We start from the raw sequence: 26,795 nt of genomic DNA, 5'->3' as shown, positions 1-26,795 counted from the left end.
ATTTACGGCTTCTTGGAGGCTTTGAGATTCATGTGAGAGTGTATGGGCAAAGTCAGAATTGGTTTGGAGCATTTTACGTATTTCTTGTCCTAGAGTGTTAGTAACAACTTCTACTCTACCATTGGCATCTTTTACTTCTGTAGTGAAGTCAAGCTTAGTGTAGGAGTCAAAGACTCTATTAATCTCATGCAAATCTTTGCCCACACCAGACATAAGAAGATTTAAGAGCTCATTTACAATATTTCGTAAATCATTTAGCTGTGGGTTGTTTGCTTTAAGTTCAATAAGCCTATCAGCATAGCCTTCTTTTGCCCGCCCAATTACCCCAAGGGAATGTGCCACAAGCTCTTTGTCTTTTTCTAGTCCTTTTGCAATTTGTGCTACATTTTCTTGTATATCATTTGCAATTTGGGCTAGCTCATCTTTGCCCGCTAGGGGTATAAGCTCTATATGCTCTATCTTATGGTTAAGGTATTGGAAAAACACATACATGTTGCGACTAAGGACTTTGACGCTTTGGATTAAATGGCGGTAAAAAAGCACACTTAAAGGGAGAAAAATAATGATAAACACAGCCAAACCACCGATAAGCGCTTCGCTTAATGTGCTATTTACTAGCCCGATAAAAGAGAGTGAATGCTCACTGGCATAATTCTCTAGGGTATCGACATACACGCCTGTAGAGAGCCAGATATTTTCAGTATGGGGTATGAGTGTGGCATATGCAATTTTAGGAGCATTGCTTAAAGAGCCATCGGGCTTGGGTTTTGAAAAGTGAAAATGCACAAACTTTCCTTCTGGTGTTTGGTTTTGGGCACTTTGATAGAGCTCTTTGACATAAAATACACCATTTGCATCTTTTGTTTGGGCAAGAGATGTACCTATGAGATCTTTGCGCGTGGGGTGAGCTACAGGGGTATATTCTTTATAAGCAAAGAAATATCCTGATTTATCACTTTCAAAGCGAAAGTCTTCGATGGTTTGGGCAATGATAGCGATTTGTTCTACCTCTGCCTTTCCTTCTACTAATGTGCCAAGGGCTTGGGCTAGAGAATCTGTAGAGAGTTTTAGCTTTTGCTCTATTTCTGTTTGAATAATCTCATGCACAAGTGTGGCACTTGCTTTGGCTAATCTTTTTTCATCAATAAAGACAAGCACCATGAGCACGGCAAAACTTAAGGTTGCGCCTAGAACAAGCAGTATGATTTTATTTTTGAGTGAAAGATTTTTAAACATTATTATCCCCTGATTAAGAAAAATTATTGATTAGGTATCTATCTAAAGAAAGTTAATAAAAAGAGTTCTTATTTTACGTATTGGCGGATTATTTCAATAATATTTTGGGCTTGTTGCATACTTAGAGCTTGATGGCAAGGTATGGAGAGCGTAGAGAGATAGAATCTTTGCGCACAAGGGAGGTCTATCTCACCTAAAAGCTTTTTGTAGAGGCTAAATTGATGGATAGGTTTGTAATGCACTTGTACGCCTAAGCCTTGAGCCTGCAGGGTTTGAAAAATACTTTCCTTTTGACACCATAGATGTGGATAGAGGAGAATAGGATAGAGATGATGAGAGCTTAGAATATGCGATTCTATAGGGATAGTGCTAAAGTTATGGTTGTTTTTGAATGCCTCATCATATAATAAAGCAATTTTATGGCGATGAGCGATAAAGGCGTTTAGTTTTTTAAGCTGGCTAAGACCAAGGGCTGCACCTAATTCGCTTAAACGTAAATTCATACCCACTAAGGTGCAATCATAATTCCATAAGGACTTTTTTTCTACACCATGTGAGCATAAAAGCCGTGCATAGTGGGCTAATTGCTCATCATTAGTAAGGAGTGCCCCGCCCTCTGCTGTGGTGATGGGTTTAAGCGCATGGAAGCTAAAAATAGTTGCATCAGCAAGTGAGCCGATGGGTTGGGCATTGTAACTTCCACCAAGTGAGTGAGAGCTATCTGAAAAAAGCAAGAGATTATACTTTGTGGCTAGAGTGCGCAATGCTTCAATCTCTACACTCTTACCTCCATAATCTACACTTACTATGGCTTTGATTTGAGGTTGCTTGGGGTGTGTGGCAAGGAGTGTGGCAAGGGCTTGCTCATCGATATTGCCATCATCTTTGACATCACAAAAGATAGGTTTAATCCCCCATTGTAGCATCATATTTGTCGTGGCTACAAAACTAATAGGGCTTGTAATAAAATATATATCTTGCTTTTGAGTAAGGCTTTGGGGAAAATACTTGTGTATAAATGCTCCATAGAGGGCATAAAGGGCTGAAGTCGCGGAGTTAAAACTTATGGCATACTGGGCGTTAAAAGTATGAGATAGGGCAGATTCAAATCTTTGTGTAAGCTCACCTTGTGTAAGGTGAGTGGAATGGAGGGCAGCGCATATAGCATCTATATCATCTTGCTCGATAAATTGAGTGCTATAGGGTATCATTAATGGTTTATATCAAAAGCTCTTGTACGCGATGGCTATTAAGTTTTTGCGTATCGTGTGAGACACGGAAAAGCGAGCTAAATTTTTTCAAAAATGAGCTATCGGTATGTTGCACATCTTTATTGTTTGTGTTATCTAAGGTAAGTTTGGCAGTGCTGTTTTGTGCTTGTGTTTGGAGCGTTTGGAGTGCGTCTTTAATTTGCGTTTGCTGCTCTTTTAATGTGCCATAAAATTCATCTGGGTTGGCATTAAGCAAATTCATATTGAGTTTTTGCGCATGGAAGATTACTTGCTCATTGCTATCTTTGATATTTTTACTAAAGACGTTTTGTCCTTCAAAGGTTGCTTTTTTATAGATAGATTCAATATTCTTTTTCAGTATGGACATTTCTTTTTTCATACTCATTTGCTCTGTTTTGTCAGAATTTTCTTTATATTCTTCTGAGAGTTGGGCATATTTTTTCGCATCTGATTCCATAGTTTTAAGTGATTTTTGTGTTACTTGTAATTTGCCAATATCAAGATTGATTTGTTTAATTTGTTGTGCCGATGGATTATTGTGTATATCATTTGTATCCATTGCATTATGTTTGATTTTTGCATTTGAAGTATCTTTTGTTTTCTGCAAACTTGCCCCGTTGAGGGCTTTGTTTTTAAATTCCTCTTGAGCGACTTGCTGTGTATGGTTGGTAATCTTCATGCGCACTCCTTGCCTTTATTGCTCAGAATCAAGCATATTTTGTTCCAAATATTTGGTATGAATATTTGATGCAAGAAAATCTTGATTTTTCATCATCTTTATATGGAAAGGAATCGTTGTTTTAATTCCCTGAATGCAAAATTCCTTTAATGCCCTGTGCATACGATTAATGGCTTCTTGTCTATTTTCACCCCAGACAATAAGCTTGCCAATCATAGAATCATAGTGCATAGGCACGATGTATCCACCATAAGCATGGGTATCAAGACGCACATTTGCACCTCCGGGCGATACCCATTTTGTAATTTTGCCCGGACATGGATAGAATTTTTCTGGGTCTTCAGCTGTGATACGACATTCAATAGAGTGCCCATTAAATGTAATGCTTTCTTGTGGGGGTAGCTTTTCGCCTTCTGCGATACGAATCATCCATTCAATTAAATCAAGTCCGCTGACCATTTCACTCACGGTATGCTCTACTTGCAAACGCGTATTCATTTCCATAAAATAGAAGTCTTCATAATTCGCATCAAGCAAGAATTCAAATGTTCCTGCCCCTACATACTTAATGTATTGAGCCGCCCTTACAGCGGTTTGGAGAAGCTTTTGGCGCACTTCAGGTTTAAGCACTACAGCTGGAGATTCCTCAATAAGTTTTTGCTGCCGTCTTTGTGCGGAGCAATCGCGTTCGCCAATATGTACTACATTGCCATGTTTGTCTGCAAGGATTTGCACTTCAATATGTTTGGGGTTACGTATGAACTTTTCCATATAAATGGTGCCATCACCAAAGGCACTTACAGCCTCAGATTCTGCTGCGAGATAGAGGTTTTTAAGCATTTCTGGCTTTTCAACCACGCGCATACCTCTGCCACCTCCACCGGCTGCAGCTTTTAAAATCACGGGATAACCAATTTCTTGGGCTATTTTTTGTGCTTCTTTATAATCTTTAAGTGCCCCATCGCTTCCCAGTATCACGGGTACACCCGCTTCTTTCATTACATCTTTGGCTTTTGATTTATCGCTCATAAGCACCATTACATCAGCGGTTGGACCAATAAATTCTATGCCATGATGAGAGCAAATTTCAACAAAGTTTTGATTCTCACTTAAAAACCCATACCCCGGAAAAATGGCATCAACCTTTAAAAGCTCAGCTGCACTCATAATGGCTGGGATATTGAGATAGCTTTCACTTGATTTGTCTCCACCTACACAAATTTTTGAATCTGCGACATCAAGATAATATGTGTCTTTATCAGCGGTAGAATAAATAGCGATAGCTTCTTTTCCCATTTCTTGAATGGTTCTAATGGCACGGAGAGCAATTTCACCGCGATTTGCAATGAGAATCTTCTGTATGTTTCGTTGTTTTATATCCATTGAGTTAGCCTTAAAGTTTTTGGACTTTGATGAGATTAGTGTTAAATTCTACGGGTTGTCCATCATTTACTTCGATAGATATAACTTTGCAGTCAAATTCTGCCTCAATTTCATTCATAATTTTCATCGCTTCAATAATAGCCACGGTTTGCCCCTTTTTAATGGTGTCTCCTACATTTATATAAGGTGCCGCACCCGGGCTAGGGGAACGATAGAATGTTCCTACCATTGGAGAGGTGATAAAATGCCCGCTTGTGTCATTATTTGCTTGGGGTGTTGGAATGGGTGCCTCAAGTGCAGCTGGGGCTGGAGCGGTGAGCGTTTGTGGTGCGGGTTGCTGGGGTATGGGCTGGGTAATATTACATCCAGTTTTTTGGAGTTTAAGCTCAAAACCTTCTTGTTTGAGCTCAAACTTTGCGATGTCGCTATTATCAAATAGCTCCATAATCTTTTTAATTTCTTGTAGATTCATTTCGCGCCTTTCCTTTATTGGGTAGATTTAATCTGTTATAATAACACGATTTTCTAAAGAAATAACAAAAATCTTAATAAAAGTGAGGTCAGCTATGGGCTTGAAGTCAGATTTATGGATTAAGGAGATGAGCCAAAAGGGTATGATTGAGCCATTTTGTGAAAAGCAAATAGGTAAAAATATTGTCAGTTATGGGCTTTCAAGCTATGGCTATGATATTCGTGTGGGAAGTGAATTTATGATTTTTACTAATATCGGGGCGACACTTGTTGATCCTAAATCTTTTGATGAACGGAATGTGGTGGAGGTTAATGCGCAAGAAGAGGGCTTTTGCCTTGTGCCTCCCAATTCCTTTGCCCTTGCGCGCACGGTGGAATATTTTAGAATCCCACGTAATGTGTTGGCAATTTGCTTGGGTAAAAGTACGTATGCAAGATGTGGAATCATCGTTAATGTTACACCTTTTGAGCCAGAGTTTGAGGGACATATTACTATTGAGATTTCAAATACCACTCCCCTACCTGCAAAGATATATGCTAATGAGGGTATCGCGCAGGTGCTGTTTTTAGAGGGAGATGAGACATGTGCGGTAAGTTATAAAGACAAGCGGGGTAAATATCAAGGGCAAAGGGGCATTACGTTACCTAAAGTTATGAAATAGCTAGGGGGATTGTTTTTAACAAATTCTGGTCTTATTTCTGGTAATTGTTTCATTATGGGGAAATCTTAGGATATGGGTTTCACATAATGGGTGAAGATTCTTAAATCTGTTTTGCCAAAAGCTTGGAGGAGCTTATTTACCACAAATTGCGTATCCTGCTCATCTAAAAACAATCTAAAAAGCCCATACTCTTGCCGACCACTCACTTGCTCTGTAGCACTTTTGAGAAGTGAGATAGAGGCATATTTCGCACATCGAATATAAAAAAAGTCATTATAGCCATCTTCTAAAAGCATATCTACAATCGCATCTTTAAGTGTGGCTTTAAAATAAATATCAACACTTAGCTGTTCCATAAATATATCCTTAATCTTTCTTAAAGAGGGTTAGATATGCCCTCACCATAGGCAATAATCTGCCGCATACGACAAATAGCGATAATAAGCATTATAACGCCTGCAAACATACAAACTATGCCAACTACGCCTATGATAGCACCTAATACGGCAATGGCTGAGTTTTCGACATTTAATCCAAGTAAAATGGTAAATAATGCGACAAATAAAGGAATAAGAGAAGCGATAGAAATTTTTGCACCTTTAAAGAAGAAATGATCATGTGTAATAAAGCTTAATTCTTTTGCACCCTGCCATGAAATATAGAGATTGAAAAGCGAATAAATCAGCGAGCCAATGCTTATAATGAGGGTATTTTGCTCTCCAAATAGCCAAAGCATACAATAAGTAAGCACAATCAGTATAAAAGATATGATACATAGATGAAATAAGCGCTTTCTTAGGCTTAATTTTGAGAGATAAAAGCAAGCGATAGCTAGGGCGATAAATGAGAGAGAGGTAATAATATCTGCGTATGAAAGCAGCCATGAGAGATTATGGCTGAGATTATGGCTTTGATGAAGCTCTTCAAGCACACTTAAGCCAACAAGGGAGAAGTTTAATAAACAAACAACAATAATGAGTATTTTGGCACGCTTGAGTATGGGAGTGTGTGCTATATGGTGGATATGTACATCATTAGGGATAGGGGGGATATTTACTTCAAAAAACGTCATAAAAATCCTTTGCTATGGAGGTGGAGTAGATTATAACACAAAGAGAGCAATGCTCACAACTTCACTATTTTGGCACCATAGCCTCCCATTTGTGCGGGGGCATCTTCAAAGGAGAGGACTTTGGGGTGTTGCTTGAGATAGTCATATACAAGTTTGCTTAGAATCCCACCGCCAATGCCATGGTATATGAACACTTCATCATAGCCGGCAATGAGTGCATCAGATAAAAACTCATCAAGCCTCTCTAATGCCTCATCGCCTCGCATACCATGCAAATCAAGATTGACATTCATGCTTTTGCTATGTTGAAAGTTATGTTTGGGTTTAGGCGGCTGATATGTGCTATATGAGGGCTTGAGATTTGCTATAGATTCTTTAAGTTTGAATCCACTTTCAAGCTCTACAACACATATTGAATCTTTGATATTAAGGATTTTCCCTCTTGTATTTTTGTATTTTACATAATCACCGACTTTAAATGTATGGGTATTTGGGTTTGATGGTGCTTCAGGGTTGCTTTGTTTGAGAATCTTGTGAGATTGATTAAATGCTTTATGTATGTCTTTACTTTCTTTAGATTTGAGGGCTGCTTTGAGTGTTTGGGTGGCTTGTTGATAGGTAGATTCTAAATCATATTTGAGTTTGGCAAATGCCTCTTTTTGTTCTTCTTCTTGGGCTTTGAGAGAGCGTATTTTAGCCTCATATTCTGCGATTTGAGATTGGAGCTGTAATTGTTTTTGCTTCAGTGTGATTTCTAACTCGCTTGAGCGTTCAATAAGCTCATTTAAACGTTCTTTATCTGTGCCATAGACGGCTTTAGCTTGCTTGATAATGCTAGGAGGGATTCCATATCTTTGAGCACTCTCAAAAGCATAGCTTTTACCAATGCTCCCATCAAGGAAACTAAAAAGTGGTCTTTGAGCTTCTACATTATACATTGCTGCGCATAATTGCACTCTAGGGTTGTTTGCCATAAGGGCGCTTAAATGCTTGTGATGTGTGGTAAGAACGACCTTTGCATGATTATGGAGTAAATGTTCTAACAGGACTTTATAAAGGCTTGCTGCTTCATCTGCATCTGTACCTAGCTCAATTTCATCTATGCCAAGCAGGAGATTGGGAGTATTAAGAATCTTTTTAAACTCAAGCATTCTTCCTGCAAATGTAGAAATATCATTTTTGCTATTTTGTGGGTCGGAGATAATGGCTACGATATGCTTAAAATGCGGAATCTCCGAGTGGTAGGGATTAATTTTCATCGGTATAAGGTATTTTGCCAAAAAGCAGGCACTAAGGAGTGATTTTAAAAGGATTGTTTTACCCCCAGCATTCACACCTGTGATGATGAGTATTTCACCATTAAATGCGATACTTAGGGGCTTTGGGTCATGTAGTGTAGGGTGGGAGAATTCATGCAAGATGATGTGTTTTTGCTTAGACATTTGATAGATAAAAGAGAGATTGTGGTGTCTTGCAAAGCAAAGTCTTGCATGAATATGGTCAAATTTATCAAATGCGTGATTAAGAAAGGTTAAAAATGGGAGGTGTTTCTGCAGGATTTCACAAAATGCAATGCAGAGTTTATGAATGCTTGCTTGCAAGCTTTCTTGCAGTGCATTTTGTCGCTCTTTGAGTGTGATTATACTCTCTGGTAAAAGGTAGAAAAAGCCATTATGAGAGCGCTCAAGCACCATACCTTTAATCACTTGAGTATATCCTGCTTTAAGCAAAAGGCATTCATGCTCATTGATATAATGTATGCTCTTATCCACAAGATAGGGCGCAATGGCAGATGAGTGTAAAATATTTTTAAGTTGGGTTTGTATATGCGTTTTGTTCTGTGTGATATGGGATTTAAGCATATCAATATCAGGGTATATGCCCTCTTTTAAATCCCCTTTACTATCAAAAGTCTTTTCTAACTCTATGATGGCTTGAGGGAAGAGAATCTTATCAAGCCATGCTTTGGTGTGGGGGGTGGATTCTGTAATGTATGACTTAAGGTAGAGAAAATAGCGCATAATTTGCATAAACAAAAAGATATTTTCTAGATTCAACACCCCATATTTTTGTAAATGCAAAAGTGAGTTACCAAGTGGTGCGAGATTGGGAGGAGGGGAGAATTGGGAGTTATCAAGCTCTTTTAGAATCTGCACATAAAATGCTCTATCACCTTCAAAAATAAAGTCTTTTTCTCTTGCAAAATATGTGCTAAATGTTTTTAAAAAATCAGATAAATCAAGCTGTTTAATAAGTGCGTCATAGCGATTTTGAGAGTGCTGGTGTGCAGGCATTATTGTGAGCTATTTTTATCTGCAATAGTGCAATCTTGCAGCGGGATAATAATATGAGAGGCGTTACTTTTACCTTGAAAGCTCATTGTCCCATTACTGAAATTAAAATTTTGCTGATTTATAGTAATGGACTTTCCTTGATATGTGCATTCAATACTTTCATCTCGCATAAAAGCGCTTTTTAGGGCATTGAGATATTCGCTTTCTTGCTCTTGCAGAATGTTGTACAATCCTATAAGTCCAGCAAGGAGTAAGAAAGAAATGCCTAAAATGGTTTTATTTTTGGTTGAGAGATACTGTTTATATTTGCTAAAAAGCAAAATGAGGGCAACCAAAAGTAGAAGCGTCAATATAAAAATCAGATAAGCCACTATTTTTCTCCTCGTAGTTGATAAGTAATATCTCCCGCACCAAGCCCGATGATAAGTGCATTTTCAAGGGTTTTGATAGGGGTTTGGTCATTAAAGAGTATGAGGCTATCGCCTTTGCGCTTAAGATGTGTGGCAAAAGTAGGCTGATAGTGGGCAAAAAGTGAGGCAAAATCAATATCAATATGCTCTTCTCCAGCTCTCCACACCGGGAGTATGACTAATTCATCACAAGCCCCCTTAAAGCATTCAACAAAAGCCTCTAAATTATCAAGTACGCGCGAATATTTATGTGGTTGCCAAATAGCTATGATTTTACTATGGGGTTTAAGCGCATTATAAATAGCTGTACTTTTAAGTGTGGCTTGGATTTCTGTGGGGTGATGTGCGTAGTCATCAATAATAGTCGTACTCCCTTTAGTGATAATATCAAAACGTTTCTTAATGCCCCTAAAATGCGCAAGATTCGCCCTTATGTCCTCTAATGCTCCCATGCCCTGCATATCAATAGCGCATAAAATGGCTAAAGCAGCATTTTGTGCTGTATGATAGCCAAATCCCCATACACAAAATGTCCCATAATTTTTCAGCTCAAAGGTTGTTTGAGGCTCATCATCGCAAAGCTTAAACTCCACATTCTTAATATCTTTTTGTGGGTCTAGGCTAATGGCATTAAGATGTGTTAGGCTTTTAAGAAATGGATCGCTTAGGTTTAGGACGCATTTTTGTGCCTTGTGTATGAAATCTGTATATGCCCCATAAAATTCCTTAAGATCGTGGTTATAGCTTTCCATATGTTCTGGCTCTGCATTGGGGATAATGGCATAATATGGGTTGGAGTTTAAAAAGCTTTTATCAGATTCATCTGCTTCAAAAACAATATATTCACTTTTGCTCTCCCTTACATTTGAGTGAAATTCTTTAGAATCTGCGCCAATAATAGCACCAAAATGAGGGAAGATACTGCTTAGCATAGCACTTGTTGTGGATTTACCATGCGCACCGCATACACTAAGCACATATTTGTCTTTAAGTATGAACTCAATAGCGCTCTTGCGCGATAAGACTTTTATACCCTTTTTTAAAGCTTCTTGAATCTCGACATTATCTGGCTTAATAATGGCAGAATGTATCACTAAGTCTTGATCGGTAATGGCTGTGGGGCTGTGGGGAATGTTAATGGGTACGCCTTGTGCTTGAAGATACTTTGTCGCATTCCCTTGGGCTATGTCAGAGCCGCTAATGCTTGCACCTTGTGCATGGAGGTATTTTGCCAAACCTGAAATGCCAATACCACCTATGCCTATAAAATGTATCTTCATATATGCTCCTCTTTATAGCGTTCAATAGCTTCTTTCAGGGCATAGAGAGCCTTTGTGGTTGTTTGATTATCATGCACAAGGGCTATTCTCACATAGCCTTTGCCCTGACCTTCTCGCCCCAAATAACTTCCCGGCAGAGTAAGCACACCCATTTTTTCATACGCAAATTTGCAAAATGCCTCATCATCATCGACTTGAAGCCATACATAGAATGTATAGGGGGCAATATCTTGGAGATTTAGAATCTCCCGTGCTAAAGCAAGATTTTTAGCATAAATATGGCGAATAGATTCTGGTGTTTGCATATCATTCCATGCGGTTGTGGCTGCATATTGCAGGGGTAATGGTAGCGCACAGCCTAAATAGGTGCGATAAAGACTATAAGCCTTTAAAATGCTCTCATCACCAGCGATAAATCCACTCCGCAAGCCGGGTGCAGAAGAACGTTTAGAGATAGAATTAAGCATAAGAATATTTTTAAAATTTGGATTATTTGCCTTAATTGAGGCTTCGAGGATACTTGGCGGAGGAGTACGCTCATATATTTCACTATAGCATTCATCATTCATAAGAACAAAGTCATACTCGAGTGCCATATAAACCCATTGAGTTAAGGATTCTAAATCTAATGCCCTGCCGGTTGGATTATTTGGCGAATTGAGAATAACTAAATCTACTTTTTCAAGTTGTGTTGGAGTGAGTGAGGGAGTGAAATGATTTTCATTGCTAAGATTCATAAGGATTATATTTGCCTTTGAGGCGATAGCTGCACCTTCATAAATTTGATAGAAAGGATTAGGATAAGCAATGGTAGGGCTCCTCTTGCCAAAAAGATAGAATTGCGGGAAGTTAAACAAAACCTCTCGCGTCCCAAAGGTAGGAATGATTTGCTGATGAGTAAGCTGCAAGCCATAACGATTTTTAATGAAATGTAATTGTGCATTTTTGAGTTTATCTTCACCGCTTGATTTGGGGTATTTGTTAAGCAAAGAAGCACTATTTTGCCAAGATTCTATGATGTTTTGCGGTGTGGGAAATTGTGGCTCGCCAATGGTGAGTGTGAAGATTTCAGTATTTTGTGGGGGTGTAATGTCTGCAATGAGTGTTTTAAGTTTTTCAAAAGGATAGCTTTGAAATTGATGTAGCACAAAAACTCCTCTCAAGTGATTTATACGGTTTAAGGAGCTATTACATAGCAATGTGATTCACTCCGAATAGGTGATTAAAGTTACAGATAAATTTAGAGTAATAATTCCAGCGTTTAGAGTTTAGCATCTAGAAACGTCTAGAGTGCGACACTAGAGAGCGAAACTCTGAATGAACGCCCCTTAAAATATTCTTTTAGTTATGCTCTTAAATTTTTATGTTTATGCTTTTTGGCTGATTCAAGGGATTATATAATAAAATGATAATTTTTTGTTACATTTCACATTTTACCCTTGATTTTTTTATGAAGCATTGATACAATGACACCCTTAAAAATAGTGCGGGAGTAGCTCAGTGGTAGAGCACAACCTTGCCAAGGTTGGGGCCGCGGGTTCGATCCCCGTCTCCCGCTCCATACTTAGGTATTTTCATCTCTCAAACTTTAATCAGTTTAAGCAATCTAGCCATAAACATAAAGCCATAAATATACATGGATATTTTGTGGATATTTTGCGATACCTTAAGTATTTTTACGTATTTTGAGTTATATGTTATTTGATTAGCCCGGGTGGTGAAATTGGTAGACACAAGGGACTTAAAATCCCTCGGACATTGCGTCTGTACCGGTTCAAGTCCGGTCTCGGGCACCACTTTTAAGTATATAGCTGCTTTATGGATAGGGCGACATAGCCAAGTGGTAAGGCATGGGCCTGCAAAGCCTTGATTCCCCAGTTCGAATCTGGGTGTCGCCTCCAAATCGTGATAAGAGCTTAAATTTACCAAAGTAGGATTGTTGTGTATCGGGAGATGGCTGAGTGGTTGAAAGCGGCGGTCTTGAAAACCGTTGAGGGTAACACCTCCGGGGGTTCGAATCCCTCTCTCCCGGCCACTTTTGATTATTTTGGGTATTTGTGCTAAATCTTTTGAAGAAATGCTATAAAGAAATATTGTTTTTGATTAATGTTGCTTTATGGTTCTCGTTCATTAAGACGCGTTTGGTAATCCTATTGTATGAAATGTATGAAAGTGCTTAGCCATAAGAGTTGCCCTTGACATTCAAAAAGGATTTTTATAGAATTTTGCCCCTATAAGTTTTAGTATTCATAGAGATTTGCTGGTTTAGCTCAGTTGGTAGAGCATCTGCCTTGTAAGCAGAGGGTCGGGGGTTCAAGTCCCTTAACCAGCTCCATTTGCACTCTAGCATGTTGCTTTCAGTGTTTGACCAGTTTTGTTTTATTTTGGTGAGTTACTCAAGTGGCCAACGAGGGCAGACTGTAAATCTGCTGTCTATGACTTCCGTGGTTCGAATCCACGACTCACCACCACCTTTCCTTGTTTGGTACTTAAAGGATTTTCTAGGTGGTAGGCGAATAATTTTATTTAAGTTTGCGGGAATAGCTCAGTTGGCTAGAGCATCAGCCTTCCAAGCTGAGGGTCGCGGGTTCGAGCCCCGTTTCCCGCTCCATCTGGGAGCTGAATCTTCACTTACAATATCTTGAGTTAAGATTTCTCCGCAATTTTTATACCATACTTTGTAATGCCCATATAGCTCAGTGGCAGAGCACTTCCTTGGTAAGGAAGAGGTCGGCGGTTCAATCCCGCTTATGGGCTCCAGTTTTCTAGGCATGGAATCTTCATTGTTGAATAGGATTCTGAAAATTAAAATTTATTTTGAGTTAGGAGAATAAAATGGCAAAAGAAAAGTTTGTGAAAAACAAACCCCATGTAAATGTGGGAACAATCGGGCACGTGGATCATGGTAAAACAACTTTGAGTGCAGCTATTTCTGCTGTGTTGGCAACCAAAGGTCTTGCAGAGTTGAGGGATTATGATAATATCGATAATGCTCCAGAAGAAAAAGAAAGAGGGATTACGATCGCTACCTCTCATATTGAGTATGAAACAGAAAATCGCCATTATGCGCACGTGGATTGCCCCGGGCATGCTGACTATGTTAAAAATATGATTACAGGTGCAGCTCAAATGGATGGTGCGATTCTTGTTGTTTCTGCTGCAGATGGACCTATGCCTCAAACTCGTGAGCACATTCTTCTTTCTCGCCAAGTGGGCGTTCACTACATTGTTGTGTTTTTGAATAAACAAGATATGGTAGATGATGCAGAGTTGCTTGAACTTGTGGAAATGGAAGTGCGTGAATTGCTTAATCAATATGATTTCCCGGGTGATGATACACCTATTGTTGCTGGTTCTGCTCTTAAGGCTCTTGAAGAAGCAAAGGCTGGAAATGTAGGTGAATGGGGAGAAAAAGTATTGAAGCTAATGGAAGAAGTTGATAGATATATTCCGACTCCACAACGTGATACAGAAAAAACATTCCTTATGCCCGTTGAAGATGTGTTTTCAATTGCTGGTCGTGGAACCGTTGTAACAGGACGTGTAGAAAGAGGCGTGGTATCAGTGGGAGATGAAGTGGAAATAGTTGGTCTCCGTGATACACAAAAGACAACAGTTACTGGTGTTGAAATGTTTAGAAAAGAGCTTGACAAAGGTGAAGCCGGAGACAATGTAGGTATTCTCCTAAGAGGAACAAAAAAAGAAGAAGTAGAGAGAGGAATGGTGCTTTGTAAGCCCGGTTCAATCACACCACATAAGAAATTTGAAGGCGAAATTTATGTGCTATCAAAAGAAGAAGGTGGGCGACATACTCCATTCTTTAAAGGGTATAGACCTCAATTTTATGTGCGAACAACAGACGTTACAGGTTCTATTGAACTTCCAGATGGTGTAGAAATGGTTATGCCCGGAGACAATGTAAAGATTACAGTTGAGCTTATCGCACCTGTAGCACTTGAAGAAGGTACCCGTTTTGCTATTCGTGAGGGTGGTAGAACTGTTGGTTCAGGTGTTGTGACAAAGATTATTGAATAAAAGGTTTGATATGGCAAAGGGTAGCACCATTAAAATAGGACTTAAATGTTCAGAATGTGGTGATATTAACTATAGCACTACTAAAAATACTAAGACGAAAACAGAAAAACTGGAGCTCAGAAAGTTTTCTCCTCGTTTGAATAAACATACTATTCATAAGGAAGTAAAACTCAAAAGCTAGGCGTTGCCTAGCTTATAGGTCAGTAGCTCCAATGGTAGAGCGTCGGTCTCCAAAACCGAGTGTTGGGGGTTCGAGTCCCTCCTGACCTGCCATGAAGTTGCTATAGTGCAAATTGAAATGAAAAGTATAAAGAGATAATAAATATGATTAGAAGAGTAAAAGCCTATTTTCGAAACGCAAATGAAGAGCGCTTGAAGGTTATATTTCCTACAAAAGAGCAGATTCGTAATGCTTCTGTATCTGTGCTTATCGTGGTAAGTGTAATTACTTTGTTTTTGGCATTAGTTGATTGGATTTTATTTCATTCTATATCAAGTATTTTGTAATAATGTAAAACATTGCTAAAGAGGTGAAGTGTGGAGTGGTATGCAATACAGACGTATTCTGGCAGTGAAAAATCTGTGGGCGAAGCAATCCGCAATCTTATCATTCAGAATCAGATGCAAGATAGATTCGGTGAAGTTGTGGTTCCTACAGAATCTATCATTGAAACAAAGAAGAAAATCGTAGATAGAAGTTTATATCCCGGCTATGTATTTATCCAAGTGGATTTAGATACAAAGCTTTGGCATATGATTCAATCCTTGCCTAAGGTTGGGCGTTTTATAGGCGAGAGCAAAAAGCCTACTCCTTTGAGCGAATCTGATATTGTTAAGATTTTAGAAAAAGTGAGAAATCCTAGTGCTCCTAAACCGAAAATTTCTTTTGAACATGGTGAAGTTGTGCGGATTGTTGATGGTCCTTTTGTCAATTTTACAGGGACGGTAGAAGAGTATGATTTAGAACATAAGAAACTCAAGTTAAATGTTTCTATTTTTGGGCGCAATACACCTGTTGAGATTCTGTATTCACAGGTAGAGAAAATCATTTAAATTTGCTAAAAGGAAGGAATATACAAAATGGGTAAAAAAGTTGTTGGTGAATTAAAATTGCAGATTCCAGCAGGGAAGGCTAATCCATCTCCTCCTGTAGGTCCAGCATTGGGGCAAAGAGGTGTGAATATTATGGAGTTTTGTAAGGCATTTAATGAAAAAACAAAGGATATGGGTGATTTTAATATTCCTGTAGTGATTACTATTTATCAGGATAAAAGTTTTACCTTTATTACCAAAAAGCCTCCAGTGACAGATCTTATTAAGAAGGCTGCTAAAATCACAAAAGGTTCAGATAATCCCCTCAAAAATAAAGTTGGGAAATTAACAAGCAAACAACTTGAAGAAATAGCCCAAACCAAAATGGAAGACCTTAATGCTTCAGATATTGAAGCTGCAAAGTTGATTGTAGCAGGAAGCGCAAGAAGTATGGGCGTTGAAATTCAAGATTAGATATAAATGGAGTTTGTGATGGGTAAAAAAATAGCAAAGAGATTGCAAGTATTGCAAGCAAAAATAGACACACAAAAGGTCTATGATGTCCAAAGTGGTGTAAGTGTGCTGAAAACACTAGCGTCAGCAAAATTTGATGAAACCGTTGAAGTAGCATTACGTTTGGGTGTGGATCCTAGACATGCTGATCAAATGATACGTGGGGCTGTTGTCTTACCTCATGGTACAGGCAAGAAAGTACGTGTGGCTGTTTTTGCAAAAGGCATAAAGGCAGATGAAGCAAAAAGTGCAGGTGCTGATATTGTTGGTGCTGATGATTTAGCAGATGAGATTAAAAATGGCAATATTAATTTTGATATTGTGATAGCTACTCCAGATATGATGGCTCTTGTAGGTAAGGTAGGTCGTATTCTTGGTCCAAAGGGTTTAATGCCTAATCCCAAAACAGGCACGGTAACAATGGATGTTGCAAAAGCTGTTTCTAATGCTAAAAGTGGGCAAGTAAATTTTAGAGTGGATAAAAAGGGTATTATTCACGCCCCTATTGGCAAAGTTTCGTTCCATGAAGATAAAATACGCGACAATATGCTTGAACTTATTCGTGCTATTAATAAGCTAAAACCCGTTTCGGCAAAAGGCAAATACATTCGTAGTAGTACATTGTCATTGACTATGAGCCCCGCTATTAGGCTTGATTCACAAGAGCTTATGGATGTAAAATAAGCATATTATATTTATCTTAGACCAAAGAGCATAGGGGCTTAAGGCTTAAAATACCCTATGTGAGGTTTTGGGCTGGAAGGAGGTTAAAATGACTAGACAAGAAAAGAAGCAAGTTGTGGAATATTTGAGCTCTGAGTTTAAGGAAGCTTCTGCGTTTGTTGTATGTGATTATAAAGGCTTGAAAGTAAGTTACCTTGAAGAGCTAAGACGTGCCGCAAAAGCAGCAAATGTTAAAGTTCACGTAATTAAAAATACTTTAGCAAGCATTGCGGTTAAAAATGCAGAATATCCAGCCTTAGAGCTTAAAGATACAAATATTTTTCTTTGGGCAGATGACCAAATTGTTTTGTCTAAAATTATCTGCAAATTCGCAGATGCTCATAGCGAACATTTTAGTCTTAAAGTTGGTGTATTTGATGGTCAGGTAGTTGATGCTAAGCATATCATATCTGTATCGAAGCTACCAAGCAAAGAAGAGTTGATTGGTATGTTGCTATCCGTATGGACAGCGCCTACTCGTTACTTTGTTACGGGGCTTGATAATTTAAGAAAACAAAAAGAAGAAAACTAAAATCAAGGAGTGTAAAATGGCAATTTCTAAAGAAGAAGTATTAGAGTATATAGGTAATCTTTCTGTTTTGGAGCTTTCAGAGCTTGTGAAGGCTTTTGAAGAAAAATTTGGAGTAAGTGCTGCTCCAACGGTTGTTGCTGGTGCAGCAGCTGGTGCAGCGGCAGGGGCGGCAGCAGAAGAAAAAACAGAGTTTGACATCATTCTTGTTGATGCAGGTGCAAATAAGATTAATGTTATTAAGGCTGTGCGTGAAATTACAGGCTTAGGCTTGAAAGAAGCTAAAGATGCCACAGAGCAAACACCAAGCACCCTTAAAGAGGGCGTTAATAAAGAAGATGCTCAAAACTTTAAGAAGAAATTAGAAGAAGCAGGGGCAAAAGTTGAAATCAAGTAATTTTTGACATTCTTTCTCAATTCTTTTACCGCCAAATCTTAGCTTTTTAAGATTTGGCTTTTTGCACTTATAAAATATTGTAAAAATACTTTAAAACTGAAATTTAGGTTTTTTTAGAGTATTTCACTCTTTTTAATTTATGAAAAGTAAGGATACGCACATGACAAACTTCAAAAAACTTAAAAATAGACTCCGTGCTGATTTTACTAAAAATCCTCAAAGTATCGATGTTCCTAATCTTTTACTCCTTCAAAGAAATAGCTATAATGATTTTCTTTGTGTTGAGGGCGATAAGGAATCTGGTATTGAGCGCGTATTTAAGTCTGTTTTTCCTATTCAAGATAACCAAAATCGCATTACACTTGAATATGCAGGGTGTAAATTTGGTAAGCCTAAATATACAATTAATGAAGCGATGGTGCGTGGCGTAACTTATGCAATATCATTGCAGATTAAAATTCGTCTTGTGCTTTGGGAGAAAGATGAAAAAACAGGTGAGCGACTAGGCGTAAAAGATGTCAAGGAGCAAAATATTTTTATCCGTGATATTCCTCTTATGACAGATAGGACAAGCTTTATTATCAATGGTGTTGAACGCGTTGTGGTTAATCAGCTTCATCGCAGTCCCGGCGTTATTTTTAAGGAAGAGGAGTCTAGCACTTCATCAAATAAACTTATTTATACAGGACAAATTATTCCTGATAGGGGTTCTTGGCTATATTTTGAATACGATTCTAAAGATGTGTTGTATGCGCGTATTAATAAGCGACGCAAGGTGCCAGTAACGATTATCTTGCGCGCTATGGGATATAGCAAGCAAGATATTCTTAAGATTTTTTACCCATTACAAAAGGTGAAATACCAAAAAGGCAAATATCTGATTCCTTTTGATATTGATAGTATTGGTAATCGAGCTGATTTTGATATTAAAGATTCAAAGGGTAACCTTTTAGTTGCTTCAGGCAAGCGTCTCTCTACCAAAAAAATCAAAGAACTTAAAGAGGCAAAGATTGATTTGATTGAATACCCAATTGAGGGGCTTGTGAATAAATTTCTTGTCCAGCCTATTTATAATGCACAAGGCGAATTGTTATTTGATACGCTTACACAACTTGATGAGGGCAAACTCAAAAAACTCCTTGAGCTTAAAATTAATGAGTTTGTGATAGCCAATGATAGTGCTATGGGTGTAGATAGCTCTATTATTAATTCATTTCTTGCTGATGCAGAATCGCTCAAAATGCTTCGACAAAGCGAAAAAATTGATGATGAAAATGAGCTTGCTGCTATTAGAATCTATAAGGTTATGCGACCGGGTGAGCCTGTAACAAAAGAAGTGGCTAAGAGTTTTGTAAGACAACTTTTCTTTGATTCAGAACGTTATGATTTAACACGTGTGGGTCGTATGAAGATGAATCATAAACTCCAAATTAATGTCCCTGATTATGTAACCGTGCTTACACATGAGGATATTATTAAGACGATTCAATATCTTTTAAAAGTGAAAAATGGTTTAGGAAAAATCGACGATAGAGATCACTTGGGTAATCGTAGAATCCGCTCTATTGGAGAATTGCTTGCCAATGAATTGCACGCAGGGCTTGTGAAAATGCAAAAAGCCATTCGAGATAAGCTTACTTCATTAAGCGGGGCATTTGATACTATTATGCCGCATGATTTAGTCAATGGCAAGATGATTACAAGTACGATTATGGAGTTTTTTACCGGTGGGCAACTCTCTCAATTTATGGATCAAACTAATCCCCTCTCAGAAGTAACGCATAAACGTAGGCTCTCTGCCCTTGGTGAAGGCGGACTTGTGAAAGATAGAGTAGGCTTTGAGGCAAGAGATGTGCATCCTACACATTATGGGAGAATTTGTCCTATTGAAACGCCAGAAGGTCAAAATATCGGGCTTATTAATACGCTCTCTACATACACACGCGTGAATGACTTAGGCTTTATTGAAGCTCCATATAAAAAGGTAGAAAATGGCGTTGTATCTGATGAAATTATTTATCTCACTGCTGCCCAAGAAGAGGGCATAGTAATAGCCCCAGCGAGTACAATAGTAGATAAAAATGGGCATATTGTTGAAGATTTAATCGAAACGCGCAAGGATGGTGAAATTATCTTAAGTGAAAGATCGCGTGTTCAGCTTATAGATTTAAGCCCTCGTATGCTTGTAGGTGTGGCAGCCTCACTGATCCCTTTCCTTGAACATGATGATGCCAATCGCGCGCTTATGGGTTCAAATATGCAACGTCAAGCCGTGCCTTTATTAAAGCCTGATGCTCCAGTTGTGGGGACGGGCATAGAGCAAATTATTGCTCGTGATTCGTGGGAGGCTATCAAAGCAAATCGTGGTGGTATTGTGGAAAGGGTGGATTCTAAAAATATTTATATACTTGGTGAAGATGATAATGGGGCATATATTGACCACTACCATCTTTGCAAGAATCTCCGCACCAATCAAAATACATGCTTTTCTCAACAACCCATTGTACGTGTAGGTGATAAAGTAGAGCAAGGGCAGATTATTGCTGATGGTCCAAGTATGGATAATGGAGAATTGGCATTAGGTAAAAATGTCCGCGTAGCCTTTATGCCATGGAATGGTTATAACTTTGAAGATGCGATTGTTGTAAGCGAGAAGCTTATTAAAGAAGATGCTTTTACATCTATTCATATTTATGAGAAAGAAATTGAAGCACGTGAGTTGAAGCATGGACTTGAAGAGATTACAGCAGATATTCCGGGCACAAAAGAAGCAGAAACCGCACATCTTGATGAGAGCGGGATTGTCCGCATTGGTACATATGTAAGTGCGGGTATGATTTTAGTGGGGAAAGTTTCTCCAAAAGGTGAAGTGAAGCCAACGCCTGAAGAACGTCTCTTGCGCGCTATTTTTGGGGAAAAAGCGGGGCATGTGGTCAATAAATCACTTTACTGCCCACCTTCTCTTGAGGGAACTGTGGTAGATGTGAAAATCTTTACAAAAAAAGGTTATGAAAAAGACGCACGTGCAATGAGTGCCCATGATGAAGAAAAACGTGTGCTTGATATTGAACACCATGATAGACTAACGATGATTCAGCAAGAAGAGGCATTGCGTATTTCACTTATGCTCTCCAAAGAGAAACTTGCAAGTGATGCGAAAGTGGCTGATAAGGTTTTCAAAAAAGGCACCCAGATTTCTAAAGAAGAGCTTGGTACTTTTAATCCCTTTACCTTAAGCATTTTGCTTAAAAGCTACTCTAAAGAAGTGCAGGCATGCTATGAGCAGATTAAAACAAACTTCTTGGAGCAGAAGAAAACCTTAGGTGAAGAGCATGAAGAAAAGCTTTCTATCTTAGAAAAAGATGATATTTTGCCAAGTGGAGTTGTGAAACTCGTGAAGATTTATATCGCTACTAAGCGCAAACTTAAAGTGGGCGATAAAATGGCAGGAAGACATGGAAATAAAGGTATTGTCTCCAATATCGTCCCCATTGTGGATATGCCCTATACTGCCGATGGAGAGCCAGTAGATATTGTGCTTAATCCTCTTGGTGTGCCAAGTCGTATGAATATTGGGCAGATTCTAGAAGTGCATTTAGGGCTTGTAGGCAAGAATCTTGGGGCACAAATTGGAGATATATTTGCCTCACAAACAAAGCAATGGCTAAGCAACTTGCGAGCTAAAATGATTGAAATCGCTCAAGTGGTTAATGCTGATGATAAATCAATGATTAAATTTTTAGAATCCATGAGTGATGAGGCGTTGATTACCTATGCGCGAGATTGGAGTAAGGGTGTGAAATTTGCCATTCCTGTATTTGAGGGCATCGAACAAAAGCAGTTTGATAAACTTTTTGCGTTAGCTAAAATTGATACCGATGGCAAAACAGAGCTTTATGATGGCAAAACAGGTGAAAAAATGCGCGAACGTGTGAATGTAGGCTATATGTATATGCTTAAACTTCATCATTTAGTTGATGAAAAAGTGCATGCCAGAAGTACCGGACCTTATTCTTTGGTTACACAGCAGCCTGTTGGTGGGAAAGCACTCTTTGGGGGGCAACGATTTGGAGAAATGGAAGTATGGGCGTTAGAGGCTTATGGTGCAGCACATACGCTTAAAGAAATGCTTACCATTAAATCTGATGATACAGAGGGCAGAAGAGGAGCGTATAAAGCTATTACCAAAGGCGAATATGTTGGTGAATCTGAAATCCCAGAGACATTTTATGTTTTAACAAAAGAGCTGCAATCCCTTGCCCTTGATGTGAATATCTATGGTGAAGAAAAAGATGAAAATGACGCCAATGTGCCTATTGTGATTAAAGAAGATGAACGTCCTAAAGATTTTAGTTCATTCCAGCTTGTGTTAGCAAGTCCGGAGAAGATTCTCTCTTGGAGTCATGGCGAAGTTAAAAAACCAGAAACAATCAATTACCGCACATTAAAGCCTGAAAGAGATGGCTTATTTTGTACCAAAATCTTTGGTCCTGTGCGCGATTATGAATGTTTATGCGGTAAGTATAAAAAAATGCGCTATAAGGGCATTGTGTGTGAAAAATGCGGTGTGGAAGTTACCAAAGCCAAAGTGCGCCGCTCAAGAATGGGGCATATTGAGCTTGTCGCACCTGTGGCGCATATTTGGTATGTAAGCTCATTGCCAAGCCGTATTGGTACGTTACTTGGCGTGAAAATGAAAGATTTAGAGCGCGTGCTTTATTATGAGGCATATATTGTAAAATCACCGGGTGAGGCATTTTATGACAATGAGGGCACAAAGCCTATTTTGAAATATGATGTTTTAAACGAAGAGCAGTTTCAGAGCATTAATCAACGTTTTGAACACACCGGGTTTATAGCGCAAATGGGTGGGGAAGCCATTAAGGAGCTCCTTGAAGAGCTTGATTTAATGGTGCTTTTAAACACATTGCGTGAAGAAATTGGGCTAACCAATTCTGAAGCGAAGAAAAAGACTATTGTAAAACGTCTTAAGGTGGTTGAAAGCTTTATTAATTCAGGGAATCGCCCAGAATGGATGATGCTTACTATCTTGCCCGTGCTTCCACCAGACCTGCGTCCTTTGGTAGCACTTGATGGCGGGAAGTTTGCTGTAAGTGATGTGAATGACTTGTATAGACGAGTGATTAATCGTAATCAACGCTTAAAGCGCCTTATTGAGCTTGATTCTCCAGAGATCATTGTACGTAATGAAAAGCGAATGCTCCAAGAGGCGGTTGATGCGCTTTTTGATAATGGGAGAAATGCTAATGCCGTTAAAGGCGCAAACAAACGTCCACTCAAATCTCTTTCTGAAATTATTAAGGGCAAGCAGGGACGCTTTAGACAAAACTTGCTTGGCAAACGTGTGGATTTCTCTGGACGAAGTGTGATCGTTGTTGGTCCGAATCTTAAAATGGATCAATGTGGATTGCCCAAAAATATGGCACTCGAATTATTCAAACCGCATTTGTTTGCCAAGCTTGAAGAAAAGGGTTATGCGACTACATTAAAACAAGCTGTGAAAATGGTAAGTCAAAAAACCAATGAAGTATGGGAATGCTTGCAGGAAATTGTTGATGGTTATCCTGTTTTACTCAATCGTGCGCCAACCTTGCATAAGCAGTCTATTCAGGCATTCCACCCCAAACTCATTGATGGCAAGGCGATTCAATTGCACCCGCTTGTATGTTCTGCATTTAATGCGGATTTTGATGGCGACCAAATGGCAGTTCATGTGCCGCTTTCACAAGAAGCGATTGCAGAATGTAAAGTGCTTATGCTTAGCTCTATGAATATATTACTTCCCGCAAGTGGAAAGGCAGTAGCTGTGCCAAGCCAAGATATGGTTTTAGGCTTGTATTATCTTTCACTTGAGAAAAAGGGAGTTAAAGGAGAGCATAAAATTTTTGCAAGTATTGATGAGATTGTAATGGCAGTTGAAATGGGCGAACTCGATATTAATGCGCGCATTAAAACGGTATATGCCAATCGCGTTATAGATACAACCGCAGGACGTATGATTTTAAGCTCAATTTTGCCTAACTTTGTTCCTATGAATTTGTGGAATCAAACGATGAAGAAAAAAGATATAGGGACATTGATTGATTATGTTTATAAGGAGGGTGGTTTAGGCATTACAGCAACTTTCTTGGATAATCTCAAAAATCTTGGCTTCAAATATGCTACAAAAGCAGGTATTTCTATTTCTGCGGCAGATATTATTATCCCTCATGATAAAGTGAAAATGATTGATGAGGCAAAAAAGGAAATTAAGAGAATCCAGGGTGAGTTTGAGCAAGGGCTACTTACCGCCCAAGAGCGATATAATAAGAGTATTGACATTTGGACAGAAACAAGTGAAAGAATGGGCAAACTCATGATGGAAAAAGTCAAAAATGACAAAGAAGGCTTTAATTCTATCTATATGATGGCAGATTCTGGTGCGAGAGGAAGTGAGGCGCAAATACGTCAGCTTTCAGCTATGAGAGGGCTTATGGCAAAGCCCGATGGCACGATTATTGAGACACCTATTACATCAAACTTTAAAGAGGGCTTAAATGTATTAGAGTATTTTAACTCTACGCATGGTGCGAGAAAGGGCTTGGCAGATACTGCCCTTAAAACCGCTAATGCCGGGTATCTTACAAGAAAACTTATTGATGTAAGCCAGAATATGAAAGTCACAATAGAGGATTGTGGCACGCATGAAGGGGTTGAGATTACTGATATTACCATTGGAAGTGATATGATTGAGCCACTTGAAGAGCGCGTTGTTGGACGTGTGTTGGCACGTGATATTATCGATCCTATTGCAAATGAGATTCTCTTAAGCGAGGGAGTGTTGGTTGATAGCGCGATGGCAAAACGTATTAAAGAAGCAAATGTGAAGTCTGTAATGATACGCACTCCTGTAACCTGTAAGGCAAGTAAGGGTGTTTGCTCAAAATGCTATGGTCTCAATCTTGGTGAATCTAAAATGGTCAAACCCGGAGAGGCTGTTGGGGTACTTGCTGCGCAAAGTATTGGAGAGCCGGGCACTCAGCTTACATTGAGAACATTCCACGTAGGTGGAACTGCGAGTAGAAGCACAGAAGAGAAGCAGATTGTGGCTAAGAAAGAGGGCTTTATACGCTATCACAATATTCGCACCTACAATAATAGCAAAGGGCAAAAGATTGTGGCTAATCGTAGGAATGCAGCGATTTTGGTTGTTGAGCCACGTATTAAAGCGGAGTTTGATGGAGAGATTCGCGTAGAGAATGTCCATGATGAGGTGCATATTACTATCATAGGGGATAAGAGACGTTCTGCAACATATCGCTTAAGAAAAGATGATGTAGCCAAGCAAAATGAGCTTGCTGGTGTATCTGGGAAGATTGAGGGTAAATTACTTGTGCCTCATGAGAGCGGATATAAGGTAAAAGCTGGCGGTAGCGTTGTGGATACGATTATGGATAGCTGGAATGTGCCTGCACGGATTCCATACGGAAGTGAATTAAAGGTGGAAGATAATGCACCTATTTCTCAAAGAATCATCGCTAAAGAAAAAGGTGTAGTGAAGTTTTATACCCTTCGTTCGGATACTTTAGAACGTAATCATGATGTTAAGGCTGGAATGATTGTTAATGAGAAAGGTATGTTTGCCGTAATCGCTGATAAAAATGACAGAGAGGCTATTCGTCATTATATTGCGCGCACTTCTAAGATTCTTGTTGATGATAATAGCGAAGTAGATATGAACACTATTATTTCTGAACCTACATCAAATGAGCAAATTGTGGTTGCAGAATGGGATGCGTATAGTGAGCCAATTATTGCAGACCAAGCTGGGGTAGTGTCATTTAGAGATGTGATAGCAGGGCTAACAGTGAGTGAGCAAGAAGATGAAAATACACATCAAAAGAATTTTGTCATCAATGAGTATGTGCCTGCGGGCTATAAGCCTATGATTGTGCTTACTACAAAAGATGGCAAAGAAATAGCATATCGTTTAGAATCTCGCACTTCCATTGCCGTAAATGACGGAGATAAGGTAGAAGTGGCTGATATTATCGCTAAGATTCCTAAGGCATTAGCAAAATCAAAGGATATTACAGGTGGTCTTCCACGTGTAACAGAGCTTTTTGAAGCAAGAAAGCCAAAAGATACAGCTATACTCTCTGAGCTTGATGGGACGGTGAGCTTTGGGAAGCCCATACGCGGTAAAGAACGTATTATTATTACATCAGCAGATGGAAGAGTGGCAGAATATGCTGTAGATAAAAATAAGAAGATTCTTGTCCATGAGCAGGAGTTTATCCACGCTGGTGAAGCAATGACAGATGGAGTGGTATCAAGCCATGATATTTTACGCATTAGCGGAGAAAAAGAGCTCCATAAGTATATTGTGAGTGAAGTGCAGCAGGTATATCGACGACAAGGCGTGAGTATCGCCGATAAGCATATTGAGATTATTGTCTCACAAATGCTTCGACAAGTGAAAATCGTTGATAGTGGGAATACAAAGTTTATTGAGGGTGATTTAGTAAGTAAGCGACATTTCAAGGAAGAGAATGAGAGGATACTCAAAATTGGAGGCGAGCCAGCCATAGCTGAACCTGTGTTACTTGGTATTACTCGTGCAGCCATTGGGAGTGATTCTATTATCTCTGCAGCTTCATTCCAAGAAACCACAAAAGTACTTACAGAGGCTAGCATTGCAGCTAAGAGAGATACGCTTGATGACTTGAAAGAAAATGTCGTGCTTGGACGTATGATACCTGTTGGGACAGGTTTATATAAGAATAAGAAATTTGCTTATAAATATGGCAAGCAGAAATGCTCCACAGACGAGGAGGAAAAATAGGC

General features: G+C 39.0%; 21 protein-coding genes and 9 tRNA genes. 19 read left to right on the top strand and 11 right to left on the bottom strand.

From position 1 onward, the window contains the following. From CQA63_RS03205 to accB, 5 genes are all read right to left on the bottom strand, one after another. Positions 1-1,236 (bottom strand): cache domain-containing protein (locus tag CQA63_RS03205; protein WP_115511824.1); only part of this gene is annotated, 1,236 nt, incomplete at its 3' end. 68 nt (positions 1,237-1,304) lie between these two features. Further along, entirely contained in the window at positions 1,305-2,447 is a 1,143-nt protein-coding gene (gene pseC / locus CQA63_RS03200) for a UDP-4-amino-4,6-dideoxy-N-acetyl-beta-L-altrosamine transaminase (protein WP_104699286.1), read from the bottom strand. Positions 2,448-2,454: 7 nt separating this feature from the next. After that, the gene (locus CQA63_RS03195; RefSeq protein ID WP_104699287.1) at positions 2,455-3,147 is read right to left on the bottom strand and encodes a hypothetical protein; all 693 of its coding nucleotides are present in this window, start codon (positions 3,145-3,147) and stop codon (positions 2,455-2,457) included. 15 nt (positions 3,148-3,162) lie between these two features. Beyond that, positions 3,163-4,530 carry an acetyl-CoA carboxylase biotin carboxylase subunit gene (locus CQA63_RS03190; protein WP_104699288.1) on the bottom strand — a complete coding sequence of 456 codons (1,368 nt, stop codon included), beginning with the start codon at positions 4,528-4,530 and terminating at the stop codon, positions 3,163-3,165. 10 nt (positions 4,531-4,540) lie between these two features. Continuing rightward, positions 4,541-5,002, bottom strand: coding sequence for an acetyl-CoA carboxylase biotin carboxyl carrier protein (gene accB / locus CQA63_RS03185; RefSeq protein WP_104699289.1), 462 nt, complete (start codon positions 5,000-5,002; stop codon positions 4,541-4,543). Between the two features lie 94 nt (positions 5,003-5,096). On the opposite strand from accB, the gene dcd reads away from it, so the two are divergent. Beyond that, complete coding sequence (dcd, locus tag CQA63_RS03180; RefSeq protein ID WP_104699290.1) at positions 5,097-5,663, top strand: dCTP deaminase; 567 nt, start codon at positions 5,097-5,099, stop codon at positions 5,661-5,663. A 65-nt stretch (positions 5,664-5,728) separates the two neighbouring features. Here the strand turns inward: dcd and CQA63_RS03175 are convergent, their stop codons facing one another. The 6 genes from CQA63_RS03175 to CQA63_RS03150 are packed head-to-tail and all read right to left on the bottom strand — an operon-like array spanning position 5,729 to position 11,867. Next, positions 5,729-6,019, bottom strand: coding sequence for a DUF3240 family protein (locus CQA63_RS03175; RefSeq protein WP_104699291.1), 291 nt, complete (start codon positions 6,017-6,019; stop codon positions 5,729-5,731). Between the two features lie 20 nt (positions 6,020-6,039). Continuing rightward, on the bottom strand, positions 6,040-6,735 hold the full coding sequence (locus CQA63_RS03170) for a hypothetical protein (protein ID WP_104699292.1): 696 nt from the start codon (positions 6,733-6,735) through the stop codon (positions 6,040-6,042). Between the two features lie 53 nt (positions 6,736-6,788). Next, a complete protein-coding gene (locus CQA63_RS03165; protein WP_104699293.1) occupies positions 6,789-9,029 on the bottom strand; it encodes an endonuclease MutS2 in 2,241 nt (746 codons plus the stop codon). Then, entirely contained in the window at positions 9,029-9,400 is a 372-nt protein-coding gene (locus tag CQA63_RS03160) for a hypothetical protein (protein WP_104699294.1), read from the bottom strand. Before CQA63_RS03160 ends, CQA63_RS03165 begins: the two co-directional genes overlap by 1 nt. After that, a complete protein-coding gene (gene murC, locus CQA63_RS03155) occupies positions 9,400-10,719 on the bottom strand; it encodes a UDP-N-acetylmuramate--L-alanine ligase (protein ID WP_104699295.1) in 1,320 nt (439 codons plus the stop codon). The genes CQA63_RS03160 and murC overlap by 1 nt, the downstream gene beginning before the upstream one ends. Continuing rightward, the gene (locus tag CQA63_RS03150) at positions 10,716-11,867 is read right to left on the bottom strand and encodes a succinyldiaminopimelate transaminase (protein ID WP_104699296.1); all 1,152 of its coding nucleotides are present in this window, start codon (positions 11,865-11,867) and stop codon (positions 10,716-10,718) included. Before CQA63_RS03150 ends, murC begins: the two co-directional genes overlap by 4 nt. A gap of 338 nt (positions 11,868-12,205) precedes the next feature. Here CQA63_RS03150 and CQA63_RS03145 point away from each other — a divergent pair. The 18 genes from CQA63_RS03145 (at position 12,206) to CQA63_RS03060 (ending at position 26,793) form a co-directional block, all read left to right on the top strand. After that, positions 12,206-12,280, top strand: a tRNA-Gly gene (locus tag CQA63_RS03145). Between the two features lie 147 nt (positions 12,281-12,427). After that, positions 12,428-12,515: transfer RNA gene (locus CQA63_RS03140), tRNA-Leu, on the top strand. Between the two features lie 30 nt (positions 12,516-12,545). Beyond that, positions 12,546-12,620: transfer RNA gene (locus CQA63_RS03135), tRNA-Cys, on the top strand. 46 nt (positions 12,621-12,666) lie between these two features. Continuing rightward, positions 12,667-12,754, top strand: a tRNA-Ser gene (locus CQA63_RS03130). A 224-nt stretch (positions 12,755-12,978) separates the two neighbouring features. Beyond that, a tRNA-Thr gene (locus tag CQA63_RS03125) sits at positions 12,979-13,054 on the top strand. Positions 13,055-13,105: 51 nt separating this feature from the next. Then, positions 13,106-13,190, top strand: a tRNA-Tyr gene (locus tag CQA63_RS03120). A 63-nt stretch (positions 13,191-13,253) separates the two neighbouring features. After that, positions 13,254-13,330 (top strand) — tRNA-Gly (locus tag CQA63_RS03115). A 74-nt stretch (positions 13,331-13,404) separates the two neighbouring features. After that, a tRNA-Thr gene (locus CQA63_RS03110) sits at positions 13,405-13,479 on the top strand. Positions 13,480-13,554: 75 nt separating this feature from the next. After that, a complete protein-coding gene (tuf, locus tag CQA63_RS03105; RefSeq protein WP_104699297.1) occupies positions 13,555-14,754 on the top strand; it encodes an elongation factor Tu in 1,200 nt (399 codons plus the stop codon). 10 nt (positions 14,755-14,764) lie between these two features. Beyond that, on the top strand, positions 14,765-14,935 hold the full coding sequence (rpmG, locus tag CQA63_RS03100; RefSeq protein ID WP_104699298.1) for a 50S ribosomal protein L33: 171 nt from the start codon (positions 14,765-14,767) through the stop codon (positions 14,933-14,935). A 16-nt stretch (positions 14,936-14,951) separates the two neighbouring features. Next, positions 14,952-15,027 (top strand) — tRNA-Trp (locus CQA63_RS03095). 51 nt (positions 15,028-15,078) lie between these two features. Continuing rightward, positions 15,079-15,261, top strand: coding sequence for a preprotein translocase subunit SecE (gene secE / locus CQA63_RS03090; RefSeq protein ID WP_104699299.1), 183 nt, complete (start codon positions 15,079-15,081; stop codon positions 15,259-15,261). Between the two features lie 30 nt (positions 15,262-15,291). Next, positions 15,292-15,807, top strand: coding sequence for a transcription termination/antitermination protein NusG (gene nusG, locus CQA63_RS03085; protein ID WP_104699300.1), 516 nt, complete (start codon positions 15,292-15,294; stop codon positions 15,805-15,807). 27 nt (positions 15,808-15,834) lie between these two features. Further along, a complete protein-coding gene (gene rplK / locus CQA63_RS03080) occupies positions 15,835-16,260 on the top strand; it encodes a 50S ribosomal protein L11 (protein ID WP_104699301.1) in 426 nt (141 codons plus the stop codon). An 18-nt stretch (positions 16,261-16,278) separates the two neighbouring features. Beyond that, a complete protein-coding gene (rplA, locus tag CQA63_RS03075) occupies positions 16,279-16,983 on the top strand; it encodes a 50S ribosomal protein L1 (protein WP_104699302.1) in 705 nt (234 codons plus the stop codon). Positions 16,984-17,071: 88 nt separating this feature from the next. Continuing rightward, positions 17,072-17,554, top strand: a complete 483-nt coding sequence (rplJ, locus tag CQA63_RS03070; protein ID WP_104699303.1) for a 50S ribosomal protein L10 — start codon at positions 17,072-17,074, stop codon at positions 17,552-17,554. A 16-nt stretch (positions 17,555-17,570) separates the two neighbouring features. After that, positions 17,571-17,948 carry a 50S ribosomal protein L7/L12 gene (gene rplL / locus CQA63_RS03065; protein ID WP_104699304.1) on the top strand — a complete coding sequence of 126 codons (378 nt, stop codon included), beginning with the start codon at positions 17,571-17,573 and terminating at the stop codon, positions 17,946-17,948. A gap of 160 nt (positions 17,949-18,108) precedes the next feature. Then, positions 18,109-26,793, top strand: a complete 8,685-nt coding sequence (locus CQA63_RS03060; RefSeq protein ID WP_104699305.1) for a DNA-directed RNA polymerase subunit beta/beta' — start codon at positions 18,109-18,111, stop codon at positions 26,791-26,793. Positions 26,794-26,795: the final 2 nt, after the last annotated feature.

The organism is Helicobacter marmotae, assembly GCF_003364255.1.
Classification (GTDB): Bacteria; Campylobacterota; Campylobacteria; order Campylobacterales; family Helicobacteraceae; genus Helicobacter_C; species Helicobacter_C marmotae.
This window is presented reverse-complemented; position numbering and strand designations above follow the sequence as displayed.

What these genes read in the sequence shown, in the direction of transcription:
- pseC (WP_104699286.1), bottom strand. Translation starts at nt 2,447, where the DNA reads ATGATACCCTATAGCACTCAATTTATCGAGCAAGATGATATAGATGCT.
- CQA63_RS03195 (WP_104699287.1), bottom strand. Translation starts at nt 3,147, where the DNA reads ATGAAGATTACCAACCATACACAGCAAGTCGCTCAAGAGGAATTTAAA.
- CQA63_RS03190 (WP_104699288.1), bottom strand. Translation starts at nt 4,530, where the DNA reads ATGGATATAAAACAACGAAACATACAGAAGATTCTCATTGCAAATCGC.
- accB (WP_104699289.1), bottom strand. Translation starts at nt 5,002, where the DNA reads ATGAATCTACAAGAAATTAAAAAGATTATGGAGCTATTTGATAATAGC.
- dcd (WP_104699290.1), top strand. Translation starts at nt 5,097, where the DNA reads ATGGGCTTGAAGTCAGATTTATGGATTAAGGAGATGAGCCAAAAGGGT.
- CQA63_RS03175 (WP_104699291.1), bottom strand. Translation starts at nt 6,019, where the DNA reads ATGGAACAGCTAAGTGTTGATATTTATTTTAAAGCCACACTTAAAGAT.
- CQA63_RS03170 (WP_104699292.1), bottom strand. Translation starts at nt 6,735, where the DNA reads ATGACGTTTTTTGAAGTAAATATCCCCCCTATCCCTAATGATGTACAT.
- CQA63_RS03165 (WP_104699293.1), bottom strand. Translation starts at nt 9,029, where the DNA reads ATGCCTGCACACCAGCACTCTCAAAATCGCTATGACGCACTTATTAAA.
- murC (WP_104699295.1), bottom strand. Translation starts at nt 10,719, where the DNA reads ATGAAGATACATTTTATAGGCATAGGTGGTATTGGCATTTCAGGTTTG.
- tuf (WP_104699297.1), top strand. Translation starts at nt 13,555, where the DNA reads ATGGCAAAAGAAAAGTTTGTGAAAAACAAACCCCATGTAAATGTGGGA.
- rpmG (WP_104699298.1), top strand. Translation starts at nt 14,765, where the DNA reads ATGGCAAAGGGTAGCACCATTAAAATAGGACTTAAATGTTCAGAATGT.
- secE (WP_104699299.1), top strand. Translation starts at nt 15,079, where the DNA reads ATGATTAGAAGAGTAAAAGCCTATTTTCGAAACGCAAATGAAGAGCGC.
- rplK (WP_104699301.1), top strand. Translation starts at nt 15,835, where the DNA reads ATGGGTAAAAAAGTTGTTGGTGAATTAAAATTGCAGATTCCAGCAGGG.
- rplA (WP_104699302.1), top strand. Translation starts at nt 16,279, where the DNA reads ATGGGTAAAAAAATAGCAAAGAGATTGCAAGTATTGCAAGCAAAAATA.
- rplJ (WP_104699303.1), top strand. Translation starts at nt 17,072, where the DNA reads ATGACTAGACAAGAAAAGAAGCAAGTTGTGGAATATTTGAGCTCTGAG.
- rplL (WP_104699304.1), top strand. Translation starts at nt 17,571, where the DNA reads ATGGCAATTTCTAAAGAAGAAGTATTAGAGTATATAGGTAATCTTTCT.
- CQA63_RS03060 (WP_104699305.1), top strand. Translation starts at nt 18,109, where the DNA reads ATGACAAACTTCAAAAAACTTAAAAATAGACTCCGTGCTGATTTTACT.